At 72.6% G+C, this 21,311-nt stretch carries 17 protein-coding genes; 14 read left to right on the top strand and 3 right to left on the bottom strand.

Going from position 1 to position 21,311, the window contains the following annotated elements:
* Positions 1-368 precede the first annotated feature (368 nt).
* The 3 genes from N5875_RS11670 to N5875_RS11660 all read left to right on the top strand — a co-directional run bounded on the left by N5875_RS11670 (position 369) and on the right by N5875_RS11660 (position 3,427).
* Positions 369-1,046, top strand: a complete 678-nt coding sequence (locus N5875_RS11670; RefSeq protein WP_318207762.1) for a trimeric intracellular cation channel family protein — start codon at positions 369-371, stop codon at positions 1,044-1,046.
* A gap of 23 nt (positions 1,047-1,069) precedes the next feature.
* Positions 1,070-1,942: a thioesterase family protein gene (locus tag N5875_RS11665; protein WP_318207761.1), complete on the top strand. Its 873-nt coding sequence runs from the start codon at positions 1,070-1,072 to the stop codon at positions 1,940-1,942.
* Between the two features lie 321 nt (positions 1,943-2,263).
* Positions 2,264-3,427 (top strand): cysteine desulfurase family protein, encoded by a 1,164-nt coding sequence (locus N5875_RS11660; RefSeq protein ID WP_338493481.1) that lies wholly within the window; start codon positions 2,264-2,266, stop codon positions 3,425-3,427.
* Positions 3,428-3,457: 30 nt separating this feature from the next.
* Here N5875_RS11660 and N5875_RS11655 read toward each other — a convergent pair whose 3' ends face one another.
* Complete coding sequence (locus N5875_RS11655; protein ID WP_318207759.1) at positions 3,458-4,171, bottom strand: N-acetylmuramoyl-L-alanine amidase; 714 nt, start codon at positions 4,169-4,171, stop codon at positions 3,458-3,460.
* Between the two features lie 61 nt (positions 4,172-4,232).
* On the opposite strand from N5875_RS11655, the gene mnmA reads away from it, so the two are divergent.
* Positions 4,233-5,378 carry a tRNA 2-thiouridine(34) synthase MnmA gene (gene mnmA / locus N5875_RS11650; protein WP_338493479.1) on the top strand — a complete coding sequence of 382 codons (1,146 nt, stop codon included), beginning with the start codon at positions 4,233-4,235 and terminating at the stop codon, positions 5,376-5,378.
* A gap of 67 nt (positions 5,379-5,445) precedes the next feature.
* Here the strand turns inward: mnmA and N5875_RS11645 are convergent, their stop codons facing one another.
* Positions 5,446-6,234 (bottom strand): alpha/beta fold hydrolase, encoded by a 789-nt coding sequence (locus N5875_RS11645; RefSeq protein WP_338493478.1) that lies wholly within the window; start codon positions 6,232-6,234, stop codon positions 5,446-5,448.
* 98 nt (positions 6,235-6,332) lie between these two features.
* Here N5875_RS11645 and N5875_RS11640 point away from each other — a divergent pair, with 98 nt between their 5' ends.
* From N5875_RS11640 to gatB, 9 genes are all read left to right on the top strand, one after another.
* Complete coding sequence (locus N5875_RS11640; protein ID WP_338493476.1) at positions 6,333-6,872, top strand: TIGR00730 family Rossman fold protein; 540 nt, start codon at positions 6,333-6,335, stop codon at positions 6,870-6,872.
* Positions 6,873-6,879: 7 nt separating this feature from the next.
* Positions 6,880-7,578: an SDR family oxidoreductase gene (locus N5875_RS11635; protein WP_338493474.1), complete on the top strand. Its 699-nt coding sequence runs from the start codon at positions 6,880-6,882 to the stop codon at positions 7,576-7,578.
* Between the two features lie 2 nt (positions 7,579-7,580).
* Positions 7,581-8,597 carry a methionine synthase gene (locus tag N5875_RS11630; RefSeq protein WP_338493472.1) on the top strand — a complete coding sequence of 339 codons (1,017 nt, stop codon included), beginning with the start codon at positions 7,581-7,583 and terminating at the stop codon, positions 8,595-8,597.
* Positions 8,598-8,629: 32 nt separating this feature from the next.
* Positions 8,630-10,810, top strand: coding sequence for an NAD-dependent DNA ligase LigA (gene ligA / locus N5875_RS11625; RefSeq protein WP_338493470.1), 2,181 nt, complete (start codon positions 8,630-8,632; stop codon positions 10,808-10,810).
* Positions 10,811-11,173: 363 nt separating this feature from the next.
* Positions 11,174-13,288, top strand: coding sequence for a bifunctional diguanylate cyclase/phosphodiesterase (locus N5875_RS11620; RefSeq protein ID WP_318207752.1), 2,115 nt, complete (start codon positions 11,174-11,176; stop codon positions 13,286-13,288).
* 106 nt (positions 13,289-13,394) lie between these two features.
* A complete protein-coding gene (gene gatC, locus N5875_RS11615) occupies positions 13,395-13,691 on the top strand; it encodes an Asp-tRNA(Asn)/Glu-tRNA(Gln) amidotransferase subunit GatC (RefSeq protein WP_015036350.1) in 297 nt (98 codons plus the stop codon).
* Positions 13,692-13,696: 5 nt separating this feature from the next.
* Positions 13,697-15,193, top strand: a complete 1,497-nt coding sequence (gene gatA, locus N5875_RS11610; protein WP_209496928.1) for an Asp-tRNA(Asn)/Glu-tRNA(Gln) amidotransferase subunit GatA — start codon at positions 13,697-13,699, stop codon at positions 15,191-15,193.
* A 5-nt stretch (positions 15,194-15,198) separates the two neighbouring features.
* Positions 15,199-15,432 (top strand): hypothetical protein, encoded by a 234-nt coding sequence (locus N5875_RS11605; protein WP_318207961.1) that lies wholly within the window; start codon positions 15,199-15,201, stop codon positions 15,430-15,432.
* A gap of 16 nt (positions 15,433-15,448) precedes the next feature.
* On the top strand, positions 15,449-16,960 hold the full coding sequence (gatB, locus tag N5875_RS11600; protein ID WP_318207751.1) for an Asp-tRNA(Asn)/Glu-tRNA(Gln) amidotransferase subunit GatB: 1,512 nt from the start codon (positions 15,449-15,451) through the stop codon (positions 16,958-16,960).
* A gap of 84 nt (positions 16,961-17,044) precedes the next feature.
* Here gatB and N5875_RS11595 read toward each other — a convergent pair whose 3' ends face one another.
* A complete protein-coding gene (locus N5875_RS11595) occupies positions 17,045-18,892 on the bottom strand; it encodes a protein kinase (protein ID WP_338493467.1) in 1,848 nt (615 codons plus the stop codon).
* Positions 18,893-19,151: 259 nt separating this feature from the next.
* Between N5875_RS11595 and N5875_RS11590 the strand changes: the two genes are divergently transcribed.
* The gene (locus N5875_RS11590; protein ID WP_318207748.1) at positions 19,152-21,239 is read left to right on the top strand and encodes a phospholipase C, phosphocholine-specific; all 2,088 of its coding nucleotides are present in this window, start codon (positions 19,152-19,154) and stop codon (positions 21,237-21,239) included.
* Positions 21,240-21,311 lie beyond the last annotated feature (72 nt).

Below are 21,311 nucleotides of genomic sequence, written 5' to 3'. Positions count from 1 at the left end.
GCCGGGGCCTCGGTCCCGGCCTCGGGTCTCGGGCCCGGCCTCGGTCCTGGCCCCGGGCCTCGTGCCCCGGGCCTCGGTCCCGGCCCCCCCCGGGCCTCGGGCCCCGGCCTCTCCCATCCCCGCCGGGGGTTCGGGGGCGCGGAGCCCCCGGTCCCGTCAGGGTTTCGGCAAGGGGCGGGGTGGGGGAGTCTCCCCACCCCACCCGGGGGCCAGCCGCGCACCACTCCCCGCCGCCCCCCACCACGACGTCCCACCCCCCCACCCCCCGCACCCCACCCCCCACCCCCCCCCGCACCCCGGGGCCCGGGGGCGGCCCCGGGCCGGGGAGCCCCCACAGCCCCCACGGGAACTACCGGCACAATTGGGCGGTGCTCCACGACCTGTTCACCCCCTCCGTCCAACACGCCCTCGACCTCGTCGGCATCTTCGTCTTCGCCATCTCCGGCGCCCTCCTCGCCGTCCGCAAGAACTTCGACGTCTTCGGCATCGCCGTCCTCGCCGAGGTCACCGCCCTCGGCGGCGGTCTCTTCCGCGACCTGATCATCGGCGCCCTGCCGCCCGCCGCCTTCACCGATCTCGGCTACTTCCTCATGCCCCTGATCGCCGCGGGCCTCGTCTTCTTCCTCCACCCGGAGGTCGAGCGCACCCAGACCGCCGTCAACGTCTTCGACGCCGCCGGCCTGGGCCTCTTCTGCGTGACCGGTACGACGAAGGCGTACGACTACGGCCTCGGCCTCACCTCCTCCGCCGCGCTGGGTCTCGCGACGGCCGTCGGCGGCGGCGTCCTGCGCGACGTGCTCGCCAACGAGGTGCCGTCGCTGCTGCGCTGGGACCGGGACCTGTACGCCGTCCCCGCGATCGTCGGCTCGGCGATGGTCGTGCTCTGCATTCGCTTCGACATGCTCAACGCCTGGACCAGCGGCGCCGCCGTCCTCACCGCCTTCGTGCTCCGCCTGCTCGCGATGCGCTACCACTGGCGCGCGCCCCGCGCCTGGAACCGGCGGTCCTCCGCACGCGAGGAGCCGGAAAAAGCTACCGCTCAGTAGCAAGCTGGGGTACCGTCGGAAACATGAGCACGAGCACCGAGAGCCCCGTCGCGACGAGCGAGCGCGAGGACGAGCGTACGTACGAGTTCGACCGCGACACCGCCGTCACCCTCCGGGAACCCGGTGTCTACGACGCCGACCTCTCGGCCGGCTGGACGATCATCCACGCCGTCAACGGCGGCTACCTCCTCGCTCTGCTCGGCCGCGCCCTCGGCGACCACCTTCCGCACCCCGACCCGTTCACGATCTCGGCGCACTACCTCACGCCGTCCGTGCCGGGCCCCGCGGTGATCAGGACGGAGACCGTCCGCACCGGCCGTACGCTCTCCACCGGCCAGGCCTCCCTCTTCCAGTACGCGGAGGACGGCACCGAGGTCGAGCGCATCAGGGTCCTCGCCTCGTACGGCGACCTCGACACGCTCCCCGACGACGTCCGCACCACCGCGACGCTCCCGGCGATGGCGGCCATCGAGAACTGCTTCGCCGCCTCCGACGGCCCGACCCCGGCGATCCCCGGCTCGTCCGCGATCGCCGACCGGCTCGACCTGCGGCTCGACCCGGCCTGCGTCGGCTGGGCGATCGGCGCGCCGTCGGGGAAGGGCGAGATGCGGGCGTGGTTCGGTCTCGCGGACGGCCGTGAGCCGGACGCGCTGTCCCTGCTCCTGACGGTCGACGCGCTGCCGCCGACCTCCTTCGAGCTGGGCCTGAAGGGCTGGACGCCGACCGTCGAGCTCACCACCCACATCCGCTGCCGCCCGGCCCCGGGCCCGCTGCGGGTCTCCATCACCACCCGCAACCTCGCCGGCGGCTTCCTGGAGGAGGACGCGGAGGTCTGGGACAGCGCCGACCGTCTGGTGGCGCAGTCCCGGCAGCTGGCCCGCGCACCGCGCGCCTGACGCGGAACGGCTCCGACCCCGAGCCGGAACGCGAGGACAGGGCCCGTACGCCCCGGGGACCGCACACCCCGGAGCGCGTACGGCCCGGAGCGCGGCGGGCCGGCCGCCACCGTGGTGCCGAGCCGCCGCCCGCCCGCCCGTCTGCCGTCCCGGCCGCAGTGCCAAGCCATCGCCTGCCCGCCCGCCGCCCCGGCAGCCGGCGGTGGTGCCGACCCGCCGCGCCGCACGGCCAGGGTCCCGGGCCCGCCATCCGCCGCGCCCGGCGGCGTAAACCGGCCACCCGCCAAGGTCGGGGGCGCGGGCTCGTAGAATCGACCCACCATGGCTTACCTCGACCACGCCGCGACCACGCCCATGCTGCCCGAGGCGATCGAGGCGATGACCGCCCAGCTCGCCGTCACGGGCAACGCCTCCTCCCTGCACGCCGCCGGACGGCGGGCCCGGCGGACCGTCGAGGAAGGGCGCGAGACGCTCGCCGCCGCGCTCGGCGCGCGGCCGAGCGAGGTCGTCTTCACCTCGGGCGGTACCGAGGCCGACAACCTCGCCGTGAAGGGCCTCTACTGGGCCCGCCGCGACGCCGACCCCCGCCGCACCCGCGTCCTGGCCAGCCCGGTGGAGCACCACGCCGTGCTCGACGCCGTCGACTGGCTCGCCACCCACGAGGGCGCCGACGTCGAGTACCTGCCGGTCGACCGGTACGGCCGCGTGCACCCCGACGCCCTGCGCGAGGCGATCGCCCGCGACCCCGACTCCGTCGCCCTCGCCACCGTCATGTGGGCCAACAACGAGATCGGCACGATCATGCCGGTCCGTGAACTCGCCGACGCCGCCGCCGAGTTCGGCGTCCCCCTGCATGCCGACGCGGTCCAGGCCGTCGGCCAGGTCCCGGTCGACTTCGCCGCCTCAGGGCTCGCCGCGATGACCGTCTCCGGCCACAAGATCGGCGGCCCCTACGGCATCGGTGCCCTGCTCCTGGGCCGCGAGCACACCCCCGTCCCCGTACTGCACGGCGGCGGCCAGGAGCGGCACGTCCGCTCCGGCACCCTCGACGTCCCGGCCGTCGCCGCCTTCGCGGTGGCCGCCCGGCTCGCCACCGAGCGGCGCGAGGAGTTCGCCCGGGAGATCGGCGCGCTGCGCGACGAGCTCGTGGCCGAGGTCCGGGCGCTCGTCCCCGACGTGATCCTCGGCGGCGACCCCGTCGAGCGGCTCCCCGCCAACGCCCACTTCACCTTCCCCGGCTGCGAGGGGGACTCGCTGCTCCTGCTGCTCGACGCGGCCGGGATCGCCTGTTCCACCGGCTCCGCCTGCACCGCCGGCATCGCCCAGCCGAGCCACGTCCTCCTCGCCACCGGCACCGATCCGGACCTGGCCCGCGGCACCCTGCGCTTCTCGCTCGGCCACACCTCCACCAAGGAGGACGTCGCGGCGGTCGCGGACGCGATCGGCCCGGCCGTCGAACGCGCCAGGACCGCAGGCCTCACGTGAGCGCATGAGTGCCGTCCGGGGCCCGGGCCCTCACACGAGGGTCCTGGACGCCTCACGCACCAGCTTCATGTAGCGGTCCCAGTCCCAGTGCGGCCCCGGGTCGGTGTGATCGGTGCCCTCGACCTCCACGTGCCCGATGATGTGCTCCCGGTCCACGGGTATCCCGTGCCGGGCGCATATGTCGGCCGTGAGCCGCGCCGACCCCGCGTACATCGCCGCCGTGAAGTCCTGCGGCCGGTGGACGAAGCCCTCGTGCTCGATGCCGATGCTGCGGTTGTTCATGTCGCGGTTGCCGGCGTGGAAGGCGACGTCGAGCTCGCGGATCATCTGCGCCACATGGCCGTCCTTGCGGACGACGTAGTGCGTGGCGGCGCCGTGCCCCGGATTCTTGAAGACCTTCAGCGCGGTCGCGTAACTGCCCTGCACGACATGGATCACGACCCGGTCGATCCGGTAGTCGTCCGGCCGGTCGGCCCGCCGCCAGTTCGCCCGCGCGGCCGAGGTCCACTCGGCGGCCCGGTGGTCGAGCTCGCCCTCGACCCGCTTCTTCTCCATCCCCGGCAGCCGCCACCAGGCGCGCGCCAGCTCGTCCCTGGCCAGCGCCGCCGTCCCCAGGACGGCGACCCCGCCGCCGAGCAGCACCGCGCGCCGCCCCACCCGTCTGCCGGAAGCGCCGGTCCTGCCCGACCCGTCGCCCCTGCCCGACCCGTCGGCCCCGCCCGCACCACTCGCCTTGCTCCCCATGCCAACGAGAACGCTTACTACCGCGACTGTGGTTCCCGGCGCCCCGTACCCTGGTAGGGCTATGACTCAGACTCCGCCCCCGCGCCCCCACACCCGCCCCCTCCGGGTACTTGCCGCCATGTCCGGCGGAGTGGACTCCGCCGTCGCCGCCGCCCGTGCCGCCGAGGCCGGCCACGACGTCACCGGCGTGCACCTCGCCCTCTCCGCGAACCCGCAGTCCTTCCGTACGGGAGCGCGCGGCTGCTGCACGATCGAGGACTCCCGCGACGCCCGCCGGGCGGCCGACGTCATCGGCATCCCCTTCTACGTGTGGGACCTCGCCGAGCGCTTCCGCGAGGACGTCGTGGACGACTTCGTCGCGGAGTACGAGGCCGGCCGCACCCCCAACCCGTGCCTGCGCTGCAACGAGAAGATCAAGTTCGCCGCGCTGCTCGACAAGGCGCTCGCCCTCGGCTTCGACGCGGTCTGCACCGGTCACTACGCGACGGTCGTCCTGAACGAGGACGGCACCCGTGAGCTGCACCGCGCCTCCGACATGGCGAAGGACCAGTCGTACGTCCTCGGGGTGCTCGACGAGAAGCAGCTGGCGCACGCGATGTTCCCGCTGGGCGACACGCTCACCACCAAGGACGAGATCCGGGCGGAGGCCGAGCGGCGCGGGCTCGCGGTCGCGAAGAAGCCCGACAGCCACGACATCTGCTTCATCGCCGACGGCGACACCCAGGGCTTCCTCGCCTCCCGCCTCGGCAAGGCGGAGGGCGACATCGTCGACGAGGCCGGTACGAAGGTCGGCAGCCACGAGGGCGCGTACGGCTTCACCATCGGCCAGCGCAAGGGCCTGCGGATCGGCCATCCGGCCGCCGACGGCAAGCCCCGCTACGTCCTCGACATCTCGCCGGTGAACAACACGGTCACGGTGGGCCCCGTCGAGGCCCTGGACGTCACCGCCCTGACGGCGATCAAGCCCCGCTGGTGCGGCACCGCGCCGGAGGGCGAGGGCCGCTACACGGCCCAGCTCCGCGCCCACGGCGGTGAGACCGAGGTCACGGCGTCCCTGACGGACGGCGAGCTCACGGTCGCCTTCGACGAGCCGGTCCGCGGCGTGGCCCCGGGCCAGGCGATCGTGCTGTACGACGGCACGCGCGTGGTCGGCTCGGCCACGATCGCGACGACGACCCGCCGCGCGACGACCCCGGCGACGGCGTAGGGCCCGACCGGCGGATCATGGCCCGGGCCGAGGCGTCCGGCCCTCCCTCAGGCCGACTCCGCCATCCTCAGCCCGCCTCCGCCGGCTCCCGTTCGTCGGCGAGGAACTCCTCCAGGACCGGGGCCAGGACGTGGGGCGCCACCTCCTGGGTCTGGCCCGTCAGAGTGCGGTGCCGGGCCCGGGGAAGCGCCTCCGTCAGGGCGCGGGCCGCCTGCCGGGCGCTCACCGGGCTCGCACCCCCGTCGACCACCAGGACGCGCGCGTGGACCTGGGCCAGGAGCCGCTCCGGCACCGACCCGTCGCCCAGGACGGCGATGTCGTACGCGAGGGTGTGCGCCAGCTCCGCGACCCCGGGCCGCAGCTCCGCCGGCACCGTCGAGTCCGCCAGGAACAGGTCCAGCGCCGCGGCCCGCCGCCCCTGACCGAGCAGCGCGGCCACCTGCCGCCCCCGCTCCGCCACCCCCGCCGCGTACGGAGGCTCGTACAGCGACACCGGACCCGTCGAAAGACCGGCGGCCACCGCGGCCAGGGCGAGCACGCCCCCCGTCCCCATCCCGTGCAGCGCCGCACCGGGCCCCGCCTCACCGACCACCGCCGCCAGGTCCTCGATCTCCCGCTCCACCGCGTACGGCCTCGTGTCGCCGCTTCCGCCGCGCCCCCTGCGGTCGTACGCCACGACCGAGAACCGACCGGCGAGGAACCCGCCCAGCGGTCGCTCGCCCGCGGCCGTCCCCAGCGCGCCGCTCACCAGGACGAGCGGCGGCCCGTCCCCGTACCGCTCGTACGCGATCGACGTCCCGTCCCGCGACGTGACCCGGCCCCGAACCCCGCCCGACGTGGTGCTCACCTCATCCATGGCAGGTGAGACCCGACCCGGCGCCGGAACTCATCGCCCCGGTACCGGATTTCTCGGAAAGAATCTGAAGTCGCTGGTCAGGACCTACGGTGGACGTCATGAACATCTGCGTCTTCCTCTCCGCGGCCGACCTCGACGAGCGCTACACGGCCCCCGCCCGCGACTTCGCCCGGCTCCTCGGCAAGGCCGGCCACACCCTGGTCTGGGGCGGCTCCGACACCGGTCTGATGAAGGTCGTCGCGGACGGCGTCGAGGAGGCCGGCGGCCGACTCGTGGGCGTCTCCGTCGACTTCCTCGCCCACAAGGCCCGCCCGAACGCCGACGAGATGGTCGTCACCAAGGACCTGGCCGAGCGCAAGGCGCTCCTCCTCGCCAAGTCCGACGCGATCGTGGTCATGGTCGGCGGCACCGGCACCCTCGACGAGGCCACGGAGATCCTGGAGCTGAAGAAGCACGCCAAACACACCAAGCCGGTGGTCCTCCTCAACACGGCGAGTTTCTACGACGGACTGAAGACCCAGCTCCACCGCATGGAGGCCGACGGCTTCCTCCCGATCCCCCTCGCCGACCTCGTCCTCTTCGCCGACGACGGCCCTACGGCCCTCGCCCACCTGGAGGCGAACATCGCCGCCCGCTGATGCGAGCATGGTGCCCATGGCTACACATGTGATCACCGGAGCCGGTTCCGGCATCGGCGCGGCCGTCGCGCGCCGCCTCCACGCGCGCGGGGACGAGCTCGTGCTCCACGCGCGCGACGCGGGGCGGGCCAAGGAGCTCGCCGCGCAGTTTCCCGGCGCCCGGACGCTCGTCGGGGACCTCGCCGACCCGGACCGGCTCTCCTGGGCGTTCTCGCACCAGACCATGCCGGAGCGGGTGGACGGCCTGCTGCACATCGCGGGGGTCGTCGACCTCGGGCCGATCGGGGACCTCACCCCCAAGACCTGGCACCACCAGCTCAACGTCAACCTCGTCGCCCCGGCCGAGCTGACCCGGCACCTCCTGCCCCAGCTGCGGGTCTCCCAGGGCCACGTCGTCTTCGTGAACTCGGGCGCCGGACTCAACGCGCACGCCGAGTGGGGCGCGTACGCCGCCTCCAAGCACGGCCTCAAGGCCCTCGCCGACTCGCTGCGCCAGGAGGAGCACGGCAACGGCGTGCGGGTGACGTCGGTCTACCCGGGCCGCACCGCGAGCCCCATGCAGGCCAAGGTCCACTCCCAGGAGGGCAAGGAGTACGACCCGTCGAAGTGGATCGACCCCGAGTCGGTCGCGACGGCGATCCTCACCGCCCTCGACCTCCCGCGCGACGCGGAGATCAACGACCTCACCGTTCGTCCGGGGCGGTAGAGATGAGCGAGACGCAGGCCGAGGACGACCGCGTGCTCTGGGGGCCCGCCACCGGCGTCGGCTCCATGCCGGGCGGCGACGCCCGGGAGACCGCGAAGACCGTCACCGGGTCCGTCGAGGACTTCCCGTTCCTCGCGGAGCTGCCCGCCCGCGGTCCCGGCGCCGACATGATCGGCCGGACCATCGGGATGCTCGTCGACCTCTACGCGCACGTGGAGCCGAGCGGCTGGCGGATCAGCGACCGGCCCGGCCGCGACACCAAGCGCGCCCGGTCCTGGATGGGCGAGGACCTGGACGCCCTGGAGGAGTTCACCCAGGGGTACGAGGGACCGCTCAAGGTGCAGGCCGTGGGCCCCTGGACCCTCGCCGCGGCCCTGGAGCTGCGCGGCGGCGAGGCCGCCCTCGGCGACGCCGGCGCCCGCCGCGACCTCGTCGGCTCGCTCGCCGAGGGACTCCACGGGCACCTCGCGGAGCTGCGCAAGCGGATCCCGGGGGCCAGGGTCGTCCTCCAGCTCGACGAGCCCTCGCTCACCGCCGTCCTGCGCGGCCACGTCCGCACCGCCAGCGGCTACCGCACCCACCGGGCCGTCGACCGGCAGGTCGTGGAGAGCGCCCTCCGTGAGGTGATCGCCGTCCACGACGGGCCGGTGATCGTCCACTCCTGCGCCCCCGACGTCCCCTTCGCGCTCCTCCGGCGGGCCGGAGCCGCGGGTGTCTCGTTCGACTTCTCCCTGCTCACCGAGCGTGACGAGGACACCATCGGTGAGGCCGTGGAGGCCGGCACCAGGCTCTTCGCCGGTGTGGTGGCGTCCACCGACGGCCCATTGTCCGACCCGGGCGGTAGCGTCATGGGTGTCAGGACGCTGTGGCGCAGGCTGGGGATGAATCCGGGGACTCTCGCGGAGTCCGTGGTCATCACTCCCACGTGCGGGTTCGCGGGCGCTTCGCCCGCCTACGCCCGTGCGGCGCTCGCCCACTGCGTCCGGGCTGCGAGATCGCTCGCGGACAACCCAGAGTGACCGGGTTTCGAGGCACGGGAGGACGGACGAAGGTGGCAGTCGAACAGGGGGCCCTGCCCGCCGAGGCACGGGAGAAGCACGCCGATCTGGCCGAGCAGGTCGAGGAGCACCGCTTCCGGTACTACGTGAAGGACCAGCCGGTCATCAGCGACGGCGACTTCGACAAGCTCCTGCGCGCCCTGGAGGCGCTGGAGGAGGAGTACCCGGAGCTGCGCACGCCGGACTCGCCGACGCAGAAGGTCGCGGGGCAGTACGAGACCGAGTTCACCTCCGTGGAGCACCGCGAGCGGATGCTCTCCCTCGACAACGCCTTCGACGACGAGGAGCTCGCCACCTGGGCCGAGCGGGTCGGGCGGGACGTCGGCACCCCCGACTTCCACTACCTGTGCGAGCTCAAGGTCGACGGCCTCGCGGTCAACCTGACGTACGAGCACGGCCGGCTGACCCGGGCCGCCACCCGCGGCGACGGCCGCACCGGCGAGGACATCACGCCCAACGTCCGGACGATCGCCGACATCCCGGAGCGGCTGCGCGGGGACCGGATCCCGGACCTCGTGGAGATCCGCGGCGAGGTCTACTTCCCGATGGAGGCCTTCGAGGGGCTCAACGCCCGCCTGGTGGAGGCCGGCGACAAGCCCTTCGCCAACCCGAGGAACGCGGCGGCGGGTTCGCTCCGCCAGAAGGACCCCAAGGTCACCGCCTCCCGCCCGCTCCACATGGTCGTCCACGGCATCGGCGCCCGGGAGGGCTTCGACATCTCCCGGCTCTCGGAGACGTACGAGCTGCTGCGCGAGTGGGGCCTGCCCACCGCCCGGCACAACAAGGTGGTCGGTTCGCTCGGCGACGTGCGGGAGTTCATCGCGTACTTCGGGGAGAACCGTCACTCCGTGGAGCACGAGATCGACGGCGTCGTCGTCAAGCTCGACGAGATCCCGCTCCAGGGCCGGCTCGGCTCCACCGCGCGCGCCCCGCGCTGGGCGATCGCCTGGAAGTACGCGCCGGAGGAGGTCAACACCAAGCTGATCGACATCAAGGTCGGCGTCGGCAGGACCGGCCGCGTCACCCCGTACGCGCAGGTGGAGCCGGTGACCGTGGCCGGGTCCGAGGTCGAGTTCGCCACCCTCCACAACCAGGAGGTGGTCAAGGCCAAGGGCGTGCTGATCGGCGACACGGTCGTGCTGCGCAAGGCCGGTGACGTCATCCCGGAGATCCTCGGGCCGGTCGCCGACCTGCGGGACGGCAGCGAGCGGGAGTTCGTCATGCCGGCGGAGTGCCCCGAGTGCGGCACCCCGCTGAAGCCGATGAAGGAGGGCGACATCGACCTCCGCTGCCCGAACGCCCGGACCTGCCCGGCCCAGCTGCGCGAGCGCCTCTTCTTCCTCGCCGGGCGCCAGTGCCTGGACATCGAGAATTTCGGCGCGGTGGCCGCGGCGGCGCTCACCCGCCCCCTGGAGCCGGCCGAGCCCCCGCTGGTGGACGAGGGCGACCTGTTCGACCTGACGATCGAGCAGCTGCTGCCGATCAAGGCGTACGTCCTGGACCCGGACAGCGGGCTGCCCCGGCGGGACCCGAAGACCGGCGAGGAGAAGATCGTCACGGTCTTCGCCAACCAGAAGGGCGAGCCGAAGAAGAACGCCCTGTCGATGCTGGAGAACATCGCGGCCGCCAAGACGCGTCCGCTGGCCCGCTTCATCAACGGGCTCTCCATCCGGCACGTGGGGCCGGTCGCGGCCGAGGCGCTGGCCCGTGAGTTCCGCTCCCTGGAGCGGATCGAGCAGGCGAGCGAGGAGGAGCTGGCGGCCGTCGACGGGGTCGGCGGGATCATCGCGACCGCGGTGAAGCAGTGGTTCTCCGAGGAGTGGCACCGCGAGATCGTGCGCAAGTGGCGCGCGGCCGGGGTCGCTCTGGAGGACGAGGGCGCCGGGGAGGAAGTCGGCCCGCGTCCGCTGGAGGGCCTCACGGTCGTGGTGACCGGCACTCTGGGAAAGTTCACCAGGGATGGCGCAAAAGAGTCCCTCCAGAGCCTCGGAGCGAAGGTGACCGGTTCCGTTTCGAAGAAGACCGCCTTCGTGGTCGTCGGTGAAAACCCTGGTTCGAAGTACGACAAGGCGATGCAGCTGAAGGTTCCGGTTCTCGACGAGGACGGCTTCACGATCCTGCTCGAACAAGGGCCCGAGGCCGCTCGGGAGGCCGCGGTCCCCGTCGCGGAGTAGTCGCCGGCACCTCGCCCGCACCCCGTCCGTACCCCGCGCGCGTTCCGCGCGAAGACCGCGTGACGGTCACCCGTTCGGCGCATACCAGATCGTTACGGGTGGCCAGGTCGCATTCGGGCAAGACAGGGAGAGCGCTGCCCGTCGACGCCCTCGGCGGCCTAGTGTGGTGACCGTGCGCCCAGTCCTGCACAACCGCGCGAGGGCTCTGCCGGTCGTGGCGTCAGGACAACGGCCCCGTGGCACGACGTACGGCCGGCAGTGCCCTCGGTCGTCCGACGCACGACGGACGGCCGGACGACGGACAGCCGCCTGACCGCGGCCCATCGCACACCGACGGCACCGCCGCCTGTGAGAGGGACGGGAATGGAACCGACCGAGAGCGCCGCCCCCATCCCACGGCCGCACGGCCGTGTGGTCTCCCCGGGCTTCACCTCCCGGCTGCCCGCAGCCGTGGTGGGCATCGCCGCCGTCGTACTCGCCGTCGGGCTCCAGCAGGGCCTGAGCGCCGGCAGCGGCCTCTTCCCCGCCGGAGTCACCGGCTGGTCCCTCGCGGTCCTCACCGGCCTCATCGTCGGCCATCTGGTCGCCCTCGGCCGCGACCGCTGGTGGGGCGGCACCGGTTCGGGCGCCGCCCTCACCCTCGCCGTCCTCCTGCTCTACGGCTGGGTACCGGCCGGGCTCGTCTCGATGACCGTCGTCACCCTGGTCGGCGCCGCCCGCAGGCACCGCTGGCGACAGGGCCTGCTGCACGGCGCCGCCGACGTCCTCGGGGTCGGCGCCGCCGCCCTCGTCCTCGCCCTCTTCGGCGACGTCCCCACCGTCGAACAGCCCTGGCAGCCCCTCGACTGGACGATCGGGGACCTCCCGGAAGTCGTCCTCGCCGCCGCCACCTACCTCGTGGTGACCCGGCTCCTCCTGTGGTACACGCTCGCCCCGCAGAGCCGCGGCCTGCCCACCGTCGCCCGCACCGCGCTCCTGAGGCAGGGCCTCGTCGCCGTCGCCCTGCTCGGCATCGCCCCGCTGATCTGCGTCGTCGCCGCCACCCGGCCCGTCCTGCTGCCGCTCTTCGCCGTCCCCCTCATCGCCCTCGACTCCACCCTGTGGATCGCCCGCGCCCGCGCCGAGGAACAGCTGCGCGACCCGCTGACCGGGCTCCCCAACCGCCAGTGGCTCCTCGAACGGGCCTGGACCGCCCTGGAGGAGGCCGAGGGCGAAGGGGCCCGCGCCGCCCTCGTCCTGATCGACCTCGACCGCTTCCGATCGGTCAACGACACCCTCGGACACCTCGCGGGCGACCGGCTGCTCCTCCAGATCGCCGACCGGCTCCGCCTCGCGCTGCCCCGCGGCGCCGAGGCCGCCCGCCTCGGCGGCGACGAGTTCGCCGTCCTGCTGCCCACCGCCGACTCCACCACCAGCGCCCAGCGGGTCGCCCGCCACCTCGTCGCCGAGCTCTCCTCCCCGCTCGACCTCGACGGACTCACCCTCGTCCTGGAGGCCAGCGCCGGCGTCGCCGTCTTCCCCGACCACGCCCTCGACGCCGAAGGCCTGCTGCGCCGCGCCGACGTCGCCATGTACCAGGCCAAGCGGGACCGCACCGGCGTCGAGGTCTACGAGTCCAAGCGCGACTCCAACACCCCCGACCGGCTCGGCCTCCTCGGCGACCTGCGCCGCGCCCTCGACGCCGGCGAGGTCGAACTCCACTACCAGCCCAAGGTCCGCTTCGACGGCCAGGTCGCCGGACTCGAAGCCCTCGTCCGCTGGGTCCACCCCGAGCGCGGCAAGGTCCCCCCGGACGAGTTCATCGCCATCGCCGAGTCCTCCGGCCTGATGCCGCACCTCACCGAGTACGTCCTGGAGACCGCCCTCGCCCAGGTCGCCCGCTGGCGCGCCCAGGGCCTCAACGTCCCGGTCGCCGTCAACGTCTCGCCGCGTGACGTGCACACCCCCGGCTTCGCCGGCGCCGTCGCCGCCCGGCTCGCCCGCCACGGAGTCCCGGCCGGCGCGCTCCAGCTGGAGATAACGGAGCACGTCCTCCTGGAGGACCCCCAGCGGGCCGCCGACACGCTCAACGGCCTCACCGGCCACGGCGTCAAGATGTCCCTCGACGACTTCGGCACCGGCTACTCCTCGCTCGTCCATCTGCGCCGGCTCCCCGTCAGCGAACTGAAGATCGACCGCTCCTTCGTCGCCCGGCTCGCCGTCGACACCGAGGACGCCGAGATCGTCCGCTGCACCGTCGACCTCGCCCACTCCCTCGGCCTCCTCGTCGTCGCCGAGGGCGTCGAGGACGACGAGACCTGGGAGCGCCTGCGCGACCTGGGCTGCGACGCCGTCCAGGGCTGGCTGGTCGCCGCCGCGATGCCGCCCGGCGAGGCCACCGCCTGGCTCCTGGCCCGCGGCGAGCACGGCTGGCGCCGCCCCGCCGACATCGCCGCCGAGGTCGACCTCGACCATCCCTCCAGCCAGGTCGTTCAGTAGCGCCCGTCCGCCCGGGACGGTGACCCCGGGCAAACCGTTTCACGGGCAGCGGCACCGGCCCCATAGGATGGGCCCACACCATCAAGCTCACCCCGTGAGGATCCGCATGCCTGGCATCACGCGCGAGGAGGTCGCCCACCTCGCACGGCTGGCGCGTCTGGAGCTGAAGGGCGAAGAACTCGATCACTTCGCCGGCCAGCTCGACGACATCATCGGCGCGGTCGCCCGCGTCTCTGAGGTCGCCGACCAAGACGTACCGCCGACCTCCCACCCGCTGCCGCTGACCAATGTCATGCGCGCGGACGAGGTCCGTCCGTCGCTCACCCCCGAGCAGGCGCTCTCCGGCGCCCCGGCCCAGGAGCAGCAGCGTTTCAAGGTGCCGCAGATCCTGGGGGAGGACTAACAGTCATGACGGACAACATCATCAAGCTCACCGCGGCCGAGATCGCCGGGAAGATCGCCGCCGGCGAACTGACCGCCGTCGAGGTCACCGAGGCGCACCTCGCCCGCATCGAGGCCGTCGACGAGAAGGTCCACGCCTTCCTGCACGTCGACCGTGAGGGCGCGCTCGCCCAGGCCCGTGCCGTCGACGAGAAGCGCGCCCGCGGCGAGAAGCTCGGCCCGCTCGCCGGTGTGCCGCTCGCGCTCAAGGACATCTTCACCACCGCCGGCATGCCGACGACCGTGGGCTCGAAGATGCTCGAGGGCTGGATCCCGCCGTACGACGCGACCCTGGTCAAGAACCTGAAGGCCGCCGACGTCGTCATCCTCGGCAAGACCAACATGGACGAGTTCGCCATGGGGTCCTCCACCGAGAACAGCGCGTACGGTCCGACCGGCAACCCCTGGGACCTGACCCGGATCCCCGGCGGCTCCGGCGGTGGCTCGTCCGCCGCCCTCGCCGCGTACCAGGCGCCCCTCGCCATCGGCACGGACACCGGCGGCTCGATCCGCCAGCCCGCCGCCGTCACCGGCACCGTCGGCGTCAAGCCGACCTACGGCGGCGTCTCCCGCTACGGCATGGTGGCCTTCTCGTCCTCCCTCGACCAGGGCGGCCCCTGCGCCCGTACGGTCCTGGACGCGGCCCTCCTGCACGAGGCGATCGCCGGGCACGACCCGCTCGACTCGACCTCCATCGACGCCCCGGTCCCGCCGGTCGTCGAGGCCGCGCGCAACGGCTCGGTCGCCGGCATGCGCGTCGGCGTCGTCAAGCAGTTCCGCGGCGAGGGCTACCAGGCCGGTGTCGTGCAGCGCTTCGACGAGTCCGTCGAGCTGCTCAAGTCGCTGGGCGCCGAGATCGTCGAGCTGGACTGCCCGACCTTCGACCTCGCCCTTTCGGCGTACTACCTCATCGCGCCTTCCGAGTGCTCCTCCAACCTGGCCCGCTTCGACGCCATGCGCTACGGCCTCCGGGTCGGCGACGACGGCACGCGGTCCGCCGAGGACGTCACCGCGCTCACCCGTGAGGCCGGCTTCGGCGACGAGGTCAAGCGCCGCATCATCCTCGGTACGTACGCGCTGAGCTCCGGCTACTACGACGCGTACTACGGCTCGGCCCAGAAGGTCCGGACCCTGATCACCCGCGAGTTCGAGAAGGCCTTCGAGGAGGTGGACGTGATCGTCTCCCCGACGACCCCCACCACCGCCTTCCCGATCGGCGAGCGCGCCGACGACCCGATGGCCATGTACCTCGCGGACCTGTGCACCATCCCGACCAACCTGGCCGGCAACGCCGCCATGTCGCTGCCCTGCGGCCTGGCCCCCGAGGACGGTCTGCCGGTCGGCCTGCAGATCATCGCTCCCGCCATGAAGGACGACCGGCTGTACAAGGTCGGCGCCGCCGTCGAGGCCGCCTTCGTGGAAAAGTGGGGGCATCCGCTGCTTGAGGAGGCTCCGTCGCTGTGAGTGCCATGGCAAAGAAGGCCAAGAACTTCAAGAAGTCCAAGACCGGCGTCTACGTGTCGCTCGCGACCACCGCGTTCGGTGCCGTCAGCGTCGCGAAGCAGGCCAAGCTGGCCCGCAACGACAACGACGTGCTGCGGCTGATCGACGCCGCCGTGTCCGCCGCCGCCATCGTTACCGGCCTGGCGATCCTCTACCGGGAGCTCAAGCGCCTGGGCGACGACGACGTCCTGCTGGGCTGAGAGGGAAAGTCTCACCGTGACTGTCACTGAACTGCTGTCGTACGAAGCGGCGCTCGCCGAGTACGACCCCGTCATGGGCCTGGAGGTCCATGTCGAGCTCGGCACCAAGACGAAGATGTTCTGCGGCTGCTCGACCGAGCTGGGCGCGGAGCCGAACTCGCAGACCTGCCCGACCTGCCTCGGTATGCCCGGCTCGCTGCCCGTCGTCAACGCGATCGGCGTCGAGTCCGCCATCAAGATCGGCCTCGCGCTGCACTGCGAGATCGCCGAGTGGTGCCGCTTCGCCCGGAAGAACTACTTCTATCCGGACATGCCGAAGAACTTCCAGACCTCCCAGTACGACGAGCCGATCGCCTTCAACGGCTACCTGGACGTCCAGCTGGAGGACGGCGAGGTCTTCCGCGTGGAGATCGAGCGCGCCCACATGGAGGAGGACACCGGTAAGTCGCTGCACGTCGGCGGCGCCACCGGCCGTATCCACGGCGCGTCCCACTCGCTGCTGGACTACAACCGCGCCGGCATCCCGCTCATCGAGATCGTCACCAAGCCGATCGAGGGCGCGGGCGAGCGGGCCCCCGAGGTCGCCAAGGCGTACGTCGCCGAGCTGCGCGAGCTGATCCGCGCGCTCGACGTGTCCGAGGCGCGCATGGACAAGGGCCAGATGCGCTGCGACGTGAACCTGTCGCTGCGCCCGCACGGCCGGGAGACCTTCGGTACCCGCTCGGAGACGAAGAACGTCAACTCGCTCCGTTCGGTGGAGCGGGCAGCGCGCTTCGAGATCCAGCGCCACGCGGCCGTGCTCGCCTCCGGTGGCACGATCATCCAGGAGACCCGTCACTTCCACGAGGACGACGGCTCCACGACCTCCGGCCGCATCAAGGACAACGCCGAGGACTACCGGTACTTCCCGGAGCCCGACCTGGTGCCGGTGGCCCCCGCCCGCGAGTGGGTCGAGGAGCTCCGCAAGGGCCTTCCCGAGCTGCCGCGCGTGCGCCGTAACCGGCTGCGCGAGGAGTGGGGCGTGTCCGAGCTGGACATGCAGTCCATCCTCAACGCGGGCGCGGTCGACTCGATCGTCGCCACGATCGAGGCGGGCGCGGACGCGACCTCGGCCCGCAAGTGGTGGATGGGCGAGCTCGCCCGCAACGCCAACGAGCAGGGCGTCTCCCTGGAGGAGCTGGCGATCACCCCGTCGGACGTGGCCCGGGTCTCCGCCCTGGTCGCCGCCGGCGATCTGAACGACAAGCTGGCCCGCCAGGTCATCGAGGGCGTTCTCGCCGGCGAGGGCACCCCGGACGCGGTCGTCGAGAAGCGCGGTCTGAAGGTCGTCTCCGACGACGGCGCGCTCGGCACGGCGGTCGAGGAGGCCATCGCGGGCAACGCGGCCATCGCCGACAAGATCCGCGGCGGCAAGGTCGCCGCGGTCGGCGCCCTGGTCGGCGCGGTCATGAAGGCCACCCGCGGCCAGGCCGACGCGGCGAAGGTGAAGGACCTGATCCTGGAGAAGCTGGGCGTCAGCGAGGGCTGAGCGTCGTCTTCTCGTACGGACGTGTGAACGGCCCCGCACCCGAGTTCTTGAACTCCGGTGCGGGGCCGTCGACGTGCGGTGCCGCTACTTGCTGAGCATCGGGTCCGCGAGGATGAGCTGGCCCATCTCGCAGGAGTCCGCCGGATCCTCGAACTCGATGCGCAGGCGTAGGCCGTGGTCGAGGTCGAGCGTCAGCTTCTCCGGTTGGCCCAGGTCGACCACGCCGGTGTGTAGGGCCTTACCGTCGACCTTGACGATGAGCCGGGCGGCGGTGTTGGGGGAGGAGTCATCGATTCCGGCAGTCATGGTGAGGGTCTTCCACTCGGTTCCCAGGTTGTACTCGGAGAACCCCGAGCATTCCTGGTCGGTGCCGTCGGGCACCAGCGCCGTCTCGTAGTAGGTGGCCTTCACCGTGCCGCTGCCGACGGACAGGTCGGCGTACGGGGCGTCGCCCACGTCGTTGAGCGTGGTGAGGGAGACAGAGTCCGGCCCGGGCCCGGGGGTGTGCGCGGAGGGGGATGCGCTGTTCGCCGGGGGCGGAGAGGTGGTGGGATCCTCGGTGGAGGGCTCGGTCGTCCCGGGCGTCGAGGCGGTGGTCGTGGTGGCGGGCGGGCCACCTGCCGTTCCTCCCCCACCTCCGTCGTCCTTGTCGCCGAGCAGCTGGACGCCGATCACCGCGAGCACGGCGATCAGCAGCACCCCGGCCACGGCCCCGATGAGCGGACCCTTGCGGCGCCGCTCGGGCGGCGGCGGAGAGGTGGTGGCCGGCCCGGACGAGGCCGCGGGAGGCGTCGGCGGCCCGAAGCCGGGCGTGGCGACGGTGGGCGGTTCGGCGGCGGGCTGCGGTGCGGCGGGCTGCGCGGCTGCCACGGGCTGCGGTGCCACCACCGGCGCGGCCATGGGCGGCGGGGGTGTCACCGGCAGGGGCGGCGTCGACGGCTTCGCCGGCGCGGCAGGCGGCGCGGCAGGCGGCGCGGCAGGCGGCGCGGGGGGCGGCGCGGCCGGGACCGCGTCCGCGACCGTCGACGGCCGGGAGGTCGTCGTCGACACCACCCCGTGCCGTACGTCCTTCACCCAGGCCGACAGGGACAGCGGCCGCCGGCCCGGGTCGGCGGCGGCGATGCTCAGCACCCGGTCCCGCTGCTCGGCCGGCAGCCCCGCGATCTGTGGCAGCGCGCCGAGCGCGGTCACCAGCTGTTCGGGTGCGGTGGGCGGGGACTGGCCGCTGAGCAGGAAGTACGCGATGGCGCCGAAGGCGTAGCGGTCCGTACCCGGGGTGCGCTTGCCCTCGAAGATCTCGGGAGCCGCGTAGCCGGGGGTGAACCACACCTCGGCCGTCTGGTGGTCGGCGGTCAGCTTGCTCAGGCCGAAGTCGACCAGGGTCGCCTGCCCGTGCTCGTCGACCATGACGTTGCCCGGGGACAGGTCGCCGTGGATGACGGTCCGCCCCGACGGAGTGGCCTTGCCGGAGTGCAGCCGGTCGAGGACGTCGGCGAGCTGCTCCAGGGTCCGCATCACCTCGCGCCGCTCGGCGGCCGTGCTGAGGGTCCGTTCGGCCCGCCAGTCGCGCAGGTCGAGGCCGTCGACGTGGTTCATGACGAGGACCAGGGCCCGGCCGGTGATCGCTCCGGACTCGCCGGGCCGGTGGATCGGCGGCCCCTGGAAGTGCTCCCGTACGCCGACGACACCGGGCCGGTGGACGAAGCGCAGCAGTTCGGCCTGCTCGTTCCACTTCTGGCTGATCCGCTCGAAGACCTCGGGCGTGAGGGTGGTCTTCGAGTCGAGGACCTTCACGACGACGGGCTCGGTGCCACCGGCCAGCTCGAGCTCCGCGAGATAGAGCACGGCCTCGCCGCCCCGCCCGATGGACCGCAGCAGCCGGTACCGGTCAGGTGCCGAGTCGGGCCCGATGTGGTGTGCCGTGTTGCTCAATTTCCCCCCAAGGCACAGTGATTGACGGGTCATCAGCTTGCCGTTCAGGTGGGGCCGGGGTCAACGCGGAAGCGGGGGCGTGGAGGCGGGATCCGCTTGGACTCCTGTTCCGTCCTCTTGGACGTTCACCGCCGCGCCCCCGTCGGGTCTTCTTTCCGTCATCCCGTCTCACTACCGTCCCCGGCGTACCACCCAATGGCTCGAAGGCGAACCATTGGTCGTCGACTGGAGGTCGGTCTTGTCCCCCGAGAAGTCCCGGATGTCCCGCCGCAGGGTCCTCGCGCTGGGCGGAGGCGCGCTCGGCGCCGCCGCTGCGGGCTCGCTGCTCCCGCCGTCGCTTCAGGAGGCGATCGCCGCGGGACCGCCGGCGGGAGGCATGGCCGCCGTGCGGCACGTGGTGATCCTCATGCAGGAGAACCGTTCCTTCGACCACTACTTCGGCACCCTGCGCGGCGTCCGCGGCTTCTCCGACCGCAACGCCATCGAGCTGCCCTCCGGCAGGCCCGTGTTCGAGCAGCCCGCCGCGCTCGGCCGGACCGTGCTGCCCTTCCCGATCCGCGGCGCCGCCGAGACGCAGCAGAAGGACCTCCAGTACATCGGGGACCTCGACCACTCCTGGGACGGCGGCGGCAAGGCCTGGCACGGCGGCTGGATGGACGGGTGGGTCTCGGCCAAGACCGCCGCGACCATGGCGTACTACGACCGGCAGGACATCCCCCTGCACTACGAGCTCGCCGACACCTTCACCATCTGCGACGCCTACCACTCGTCCATCCACACCTCGACGAGCCCCAACCGCAACCACCTCTGGTCCGGCTGGACCGGCTTCGAGGCCGACGGCAGCCGCGCCGTCACCAACGCCGCGTACGCCGAGGGCACCCACCCCGGCTACGGCTGGCCCACCTACGCCGAGCGGCTCGAAGCCGCCGGGCGCAGCTGGAAGACGTACACCGAGTGGGAGAACTTCACCGACAACAACATCGAGTTCTTCACCAGCTTCAAGAAGATCGCCCGCAAGGCGCTCGCCGGAACCGGCGGGCACACCTTCATGGAGTCCTTCTACGCCGCCGTCCGCGACACCGACGACGCCACCGAGCGCGCTCGCCTCCTCGGTCTCCTGGAGGAGGGCGTGGCGACCCTCACCGAGGCCGAGCGCTCCCTCTTCGAGCGCGGACTGCGCCGGGTCGAGAGCGGCACCCTCGCCGACGCCTTCCGCGCCGACGTCGCCGCCGGGACCCTCCCCGAGGTCTCCTACCTGGTGCCGTCCGCGATCGACTCCGAGCACCCCGGCTCCTCCTCGCCGATCGCCTCCGCTTCCCTCGTCTACAAGGTGCTCGACGCCCTCGGCGCGCACCCGGACGTCTGGCGCCACACCGTCGTCCTGATCAACTACGACGAGAACGACGGCTTCTTCGACCACGTGCCGCCGCCGGTCCCGCCGGCCGAGAACACGGACGAGCGCTGGAAGGGCCGGCCCACTGGTCTCGGCATCCGCGTCCCGCTGCTGGTCGTCTCCCCCTGGTCGGTCGGTGGCCACGTCTGCTCCGAGACCTTCGACCACACCTCGGTGATCCGTTTCCTGGAGAAGCTCACGGGCATCCGGGAGCCCAATATCACCCCCTGGCGCCGGGCCGTCACCGGCGACCTCACCTCGGCCTTCGACTTCAAGCGCGGCCGCAAGCAGCCGCCCGTCGACCGGCCGGGCCCGATCCCGCCCTTCAGCGGCCGCTGGCGGCCCCAGCCCCCGGCCGTGCAGCGGATGCCGGTCCAGGAGCCCGGCGTCCGCCCGGCCCGCCCGCTGCCGTACCAGCCGGACGCCGCCGCGACCTTCGCCGCCGGCTCCGTCCGCGTGGCGCTCAGCAACAGCGGGAAGGCGAGCGCGCACTTCGCCCTCTACCCGTACGCGGGAGAGTTCGCCGTCCCGCAGCACCAGGACGTCAGGGGCACGGGGGAGTGGACGGTCCCCGTTCCGGGTGATCATTACCGCTTCACGATCACCGGCCCGAACGGCTTCCGCCGTGAGTTCGAGGGCCCCGCGACGGGCGGCGCCGAGCTCGCCTCCCGGATCGATCACCATGACCGTGACCTGCATCTCACCGTACGGAACACGGGCTCGGCGCCCGTCTCCTTCACCGTGAGGCCGCTCGGGTACGTGGACCCCGAGGACCTCGCCGACCTCGGCGACTGGACCCGCACCGTCACCGTGAAGCCCGGGAAGACCCGTACCGTCGTGCACTCCGCCGCCGACGCGCACGGCTGGTACGACATCGAGGTGACCGCACCCGGAGGTTTCCGCCGTCGGCTCATGGGTCACATCGAGAACGGCCGCCCCAGCGTCTCCGGCTGAACACCCACGGTGAGTCGTTGTGCCCGGAGGTTCGGGACCGAGGTCAGGACCTCGATCCCGAACCTCCGGGCA

The sequence above is a fragment of the Streptomyces sp. SJL17-4 genome (assembly GCF_036826855.1).
Lineage (GTDB): Bacteria > Actinomycetota > Actinomycetes > Streptomycetales > Streptomycetaceae > Streptomyces.
Note: the sequence above shows the minus strand (reverse complement) of the source record. Positions and strands in the feature narration are given on the sequence as shown.

Excerpts from the sequence above, each read along its gene's own strand:
- N5875_RS11630 (WP_338493472.1), top strand. The coding sequence starts at position 7,581 with ATGAGCGAGACGCAGGCCGAGGACGACCGCGTGCTCTGGGGGCCCGCC.
- N5875_RS11660 (WP_338493481.1), top strand. The coding sequence starts at position 2,264 with ATGGCTTACCTCGACCACGCCGCGACCACGCCCATGCTGCCCGAGGCG.
- N5875_RS11665 (WP_318207761.1), top strand. The coding sequence starts at position 1,070 with ATGAGCACGAGCACCGAGAGCCCCGTCGCGACGAGCGAGCGCGAGGAC.
- N5875_RS11620 (WP_318207752.1), top strand. The coding sequence starts at position 11,174 with ATGGAACCGACCGAGAGCGCCGCCCCCATCCCACGGCCGCACGGCCGT.
- mnmA (WP_338493479.1), top strand. The coding sequence starts at position 4,233 with ATGACTCAGACTCCGCCCCCGCGCCCCCACACCCGCCCCCTCCGGGTA.
- N5875_RS11605 (WP_318207961.1), top strand. The coding sequence starts at position 15,199 with ATGGCAAAGAAGGCCAAGAACTTCAAGAAGTCCAAGACCGGCGTCTAC.
- N5875_RS11655 (WP_318207759.1), bottom strand. The coding sequence starts at position 4,171 with ATGGGGAGCAAGGCGAGTGGTGCGGGCGGGGCCGACGGGTCGGGCAGG.
- N5875_RS11640 (WP_338493476.1), top strand. The coding sequence starts at position 6,333 with ATGAACATCTGCGTCTTCCTCTCCGCGGCCGACCTCGACGAGCGCTAC.
- gatA (WP_209496928.1), top strand. The coding sequence starts at position 13,697 with ATGACGGACAACATCATCAAGCTCACCGCGGCCGAGATCGCCGGGAAG.
- N5875_RS11635 (WP_338493474.1), top strand. The coding sequence starts at position 6,880 with ATGGTGCCCATGGCTACACATGTGATCACCGGAGCCGGTTCCGGCATC.
- gatC (WP_015036350.1), top strand. The coding sequence starts at position 13,395 with ATGCCTGGCATCACGCGCGAGGAGGTCGCCCACCTCGCACGGCTGGCG.
- N5875_RS11645 (WP_338493478.1), bottom strand. The coding sequence starts at position 6,234 with ATGGATGAGGTGAGCACCACGTCGGGCGGGGTTCGGGGCCGGGTCACG.
- N5875_RS11590 (WP_318207748.1), top strand. The coding sequence starts at position 19,152 with ATGTCCCGCCGCAGGGTCCTCGCGCTGGGCGGAGGCGCGCTCGGCGCC.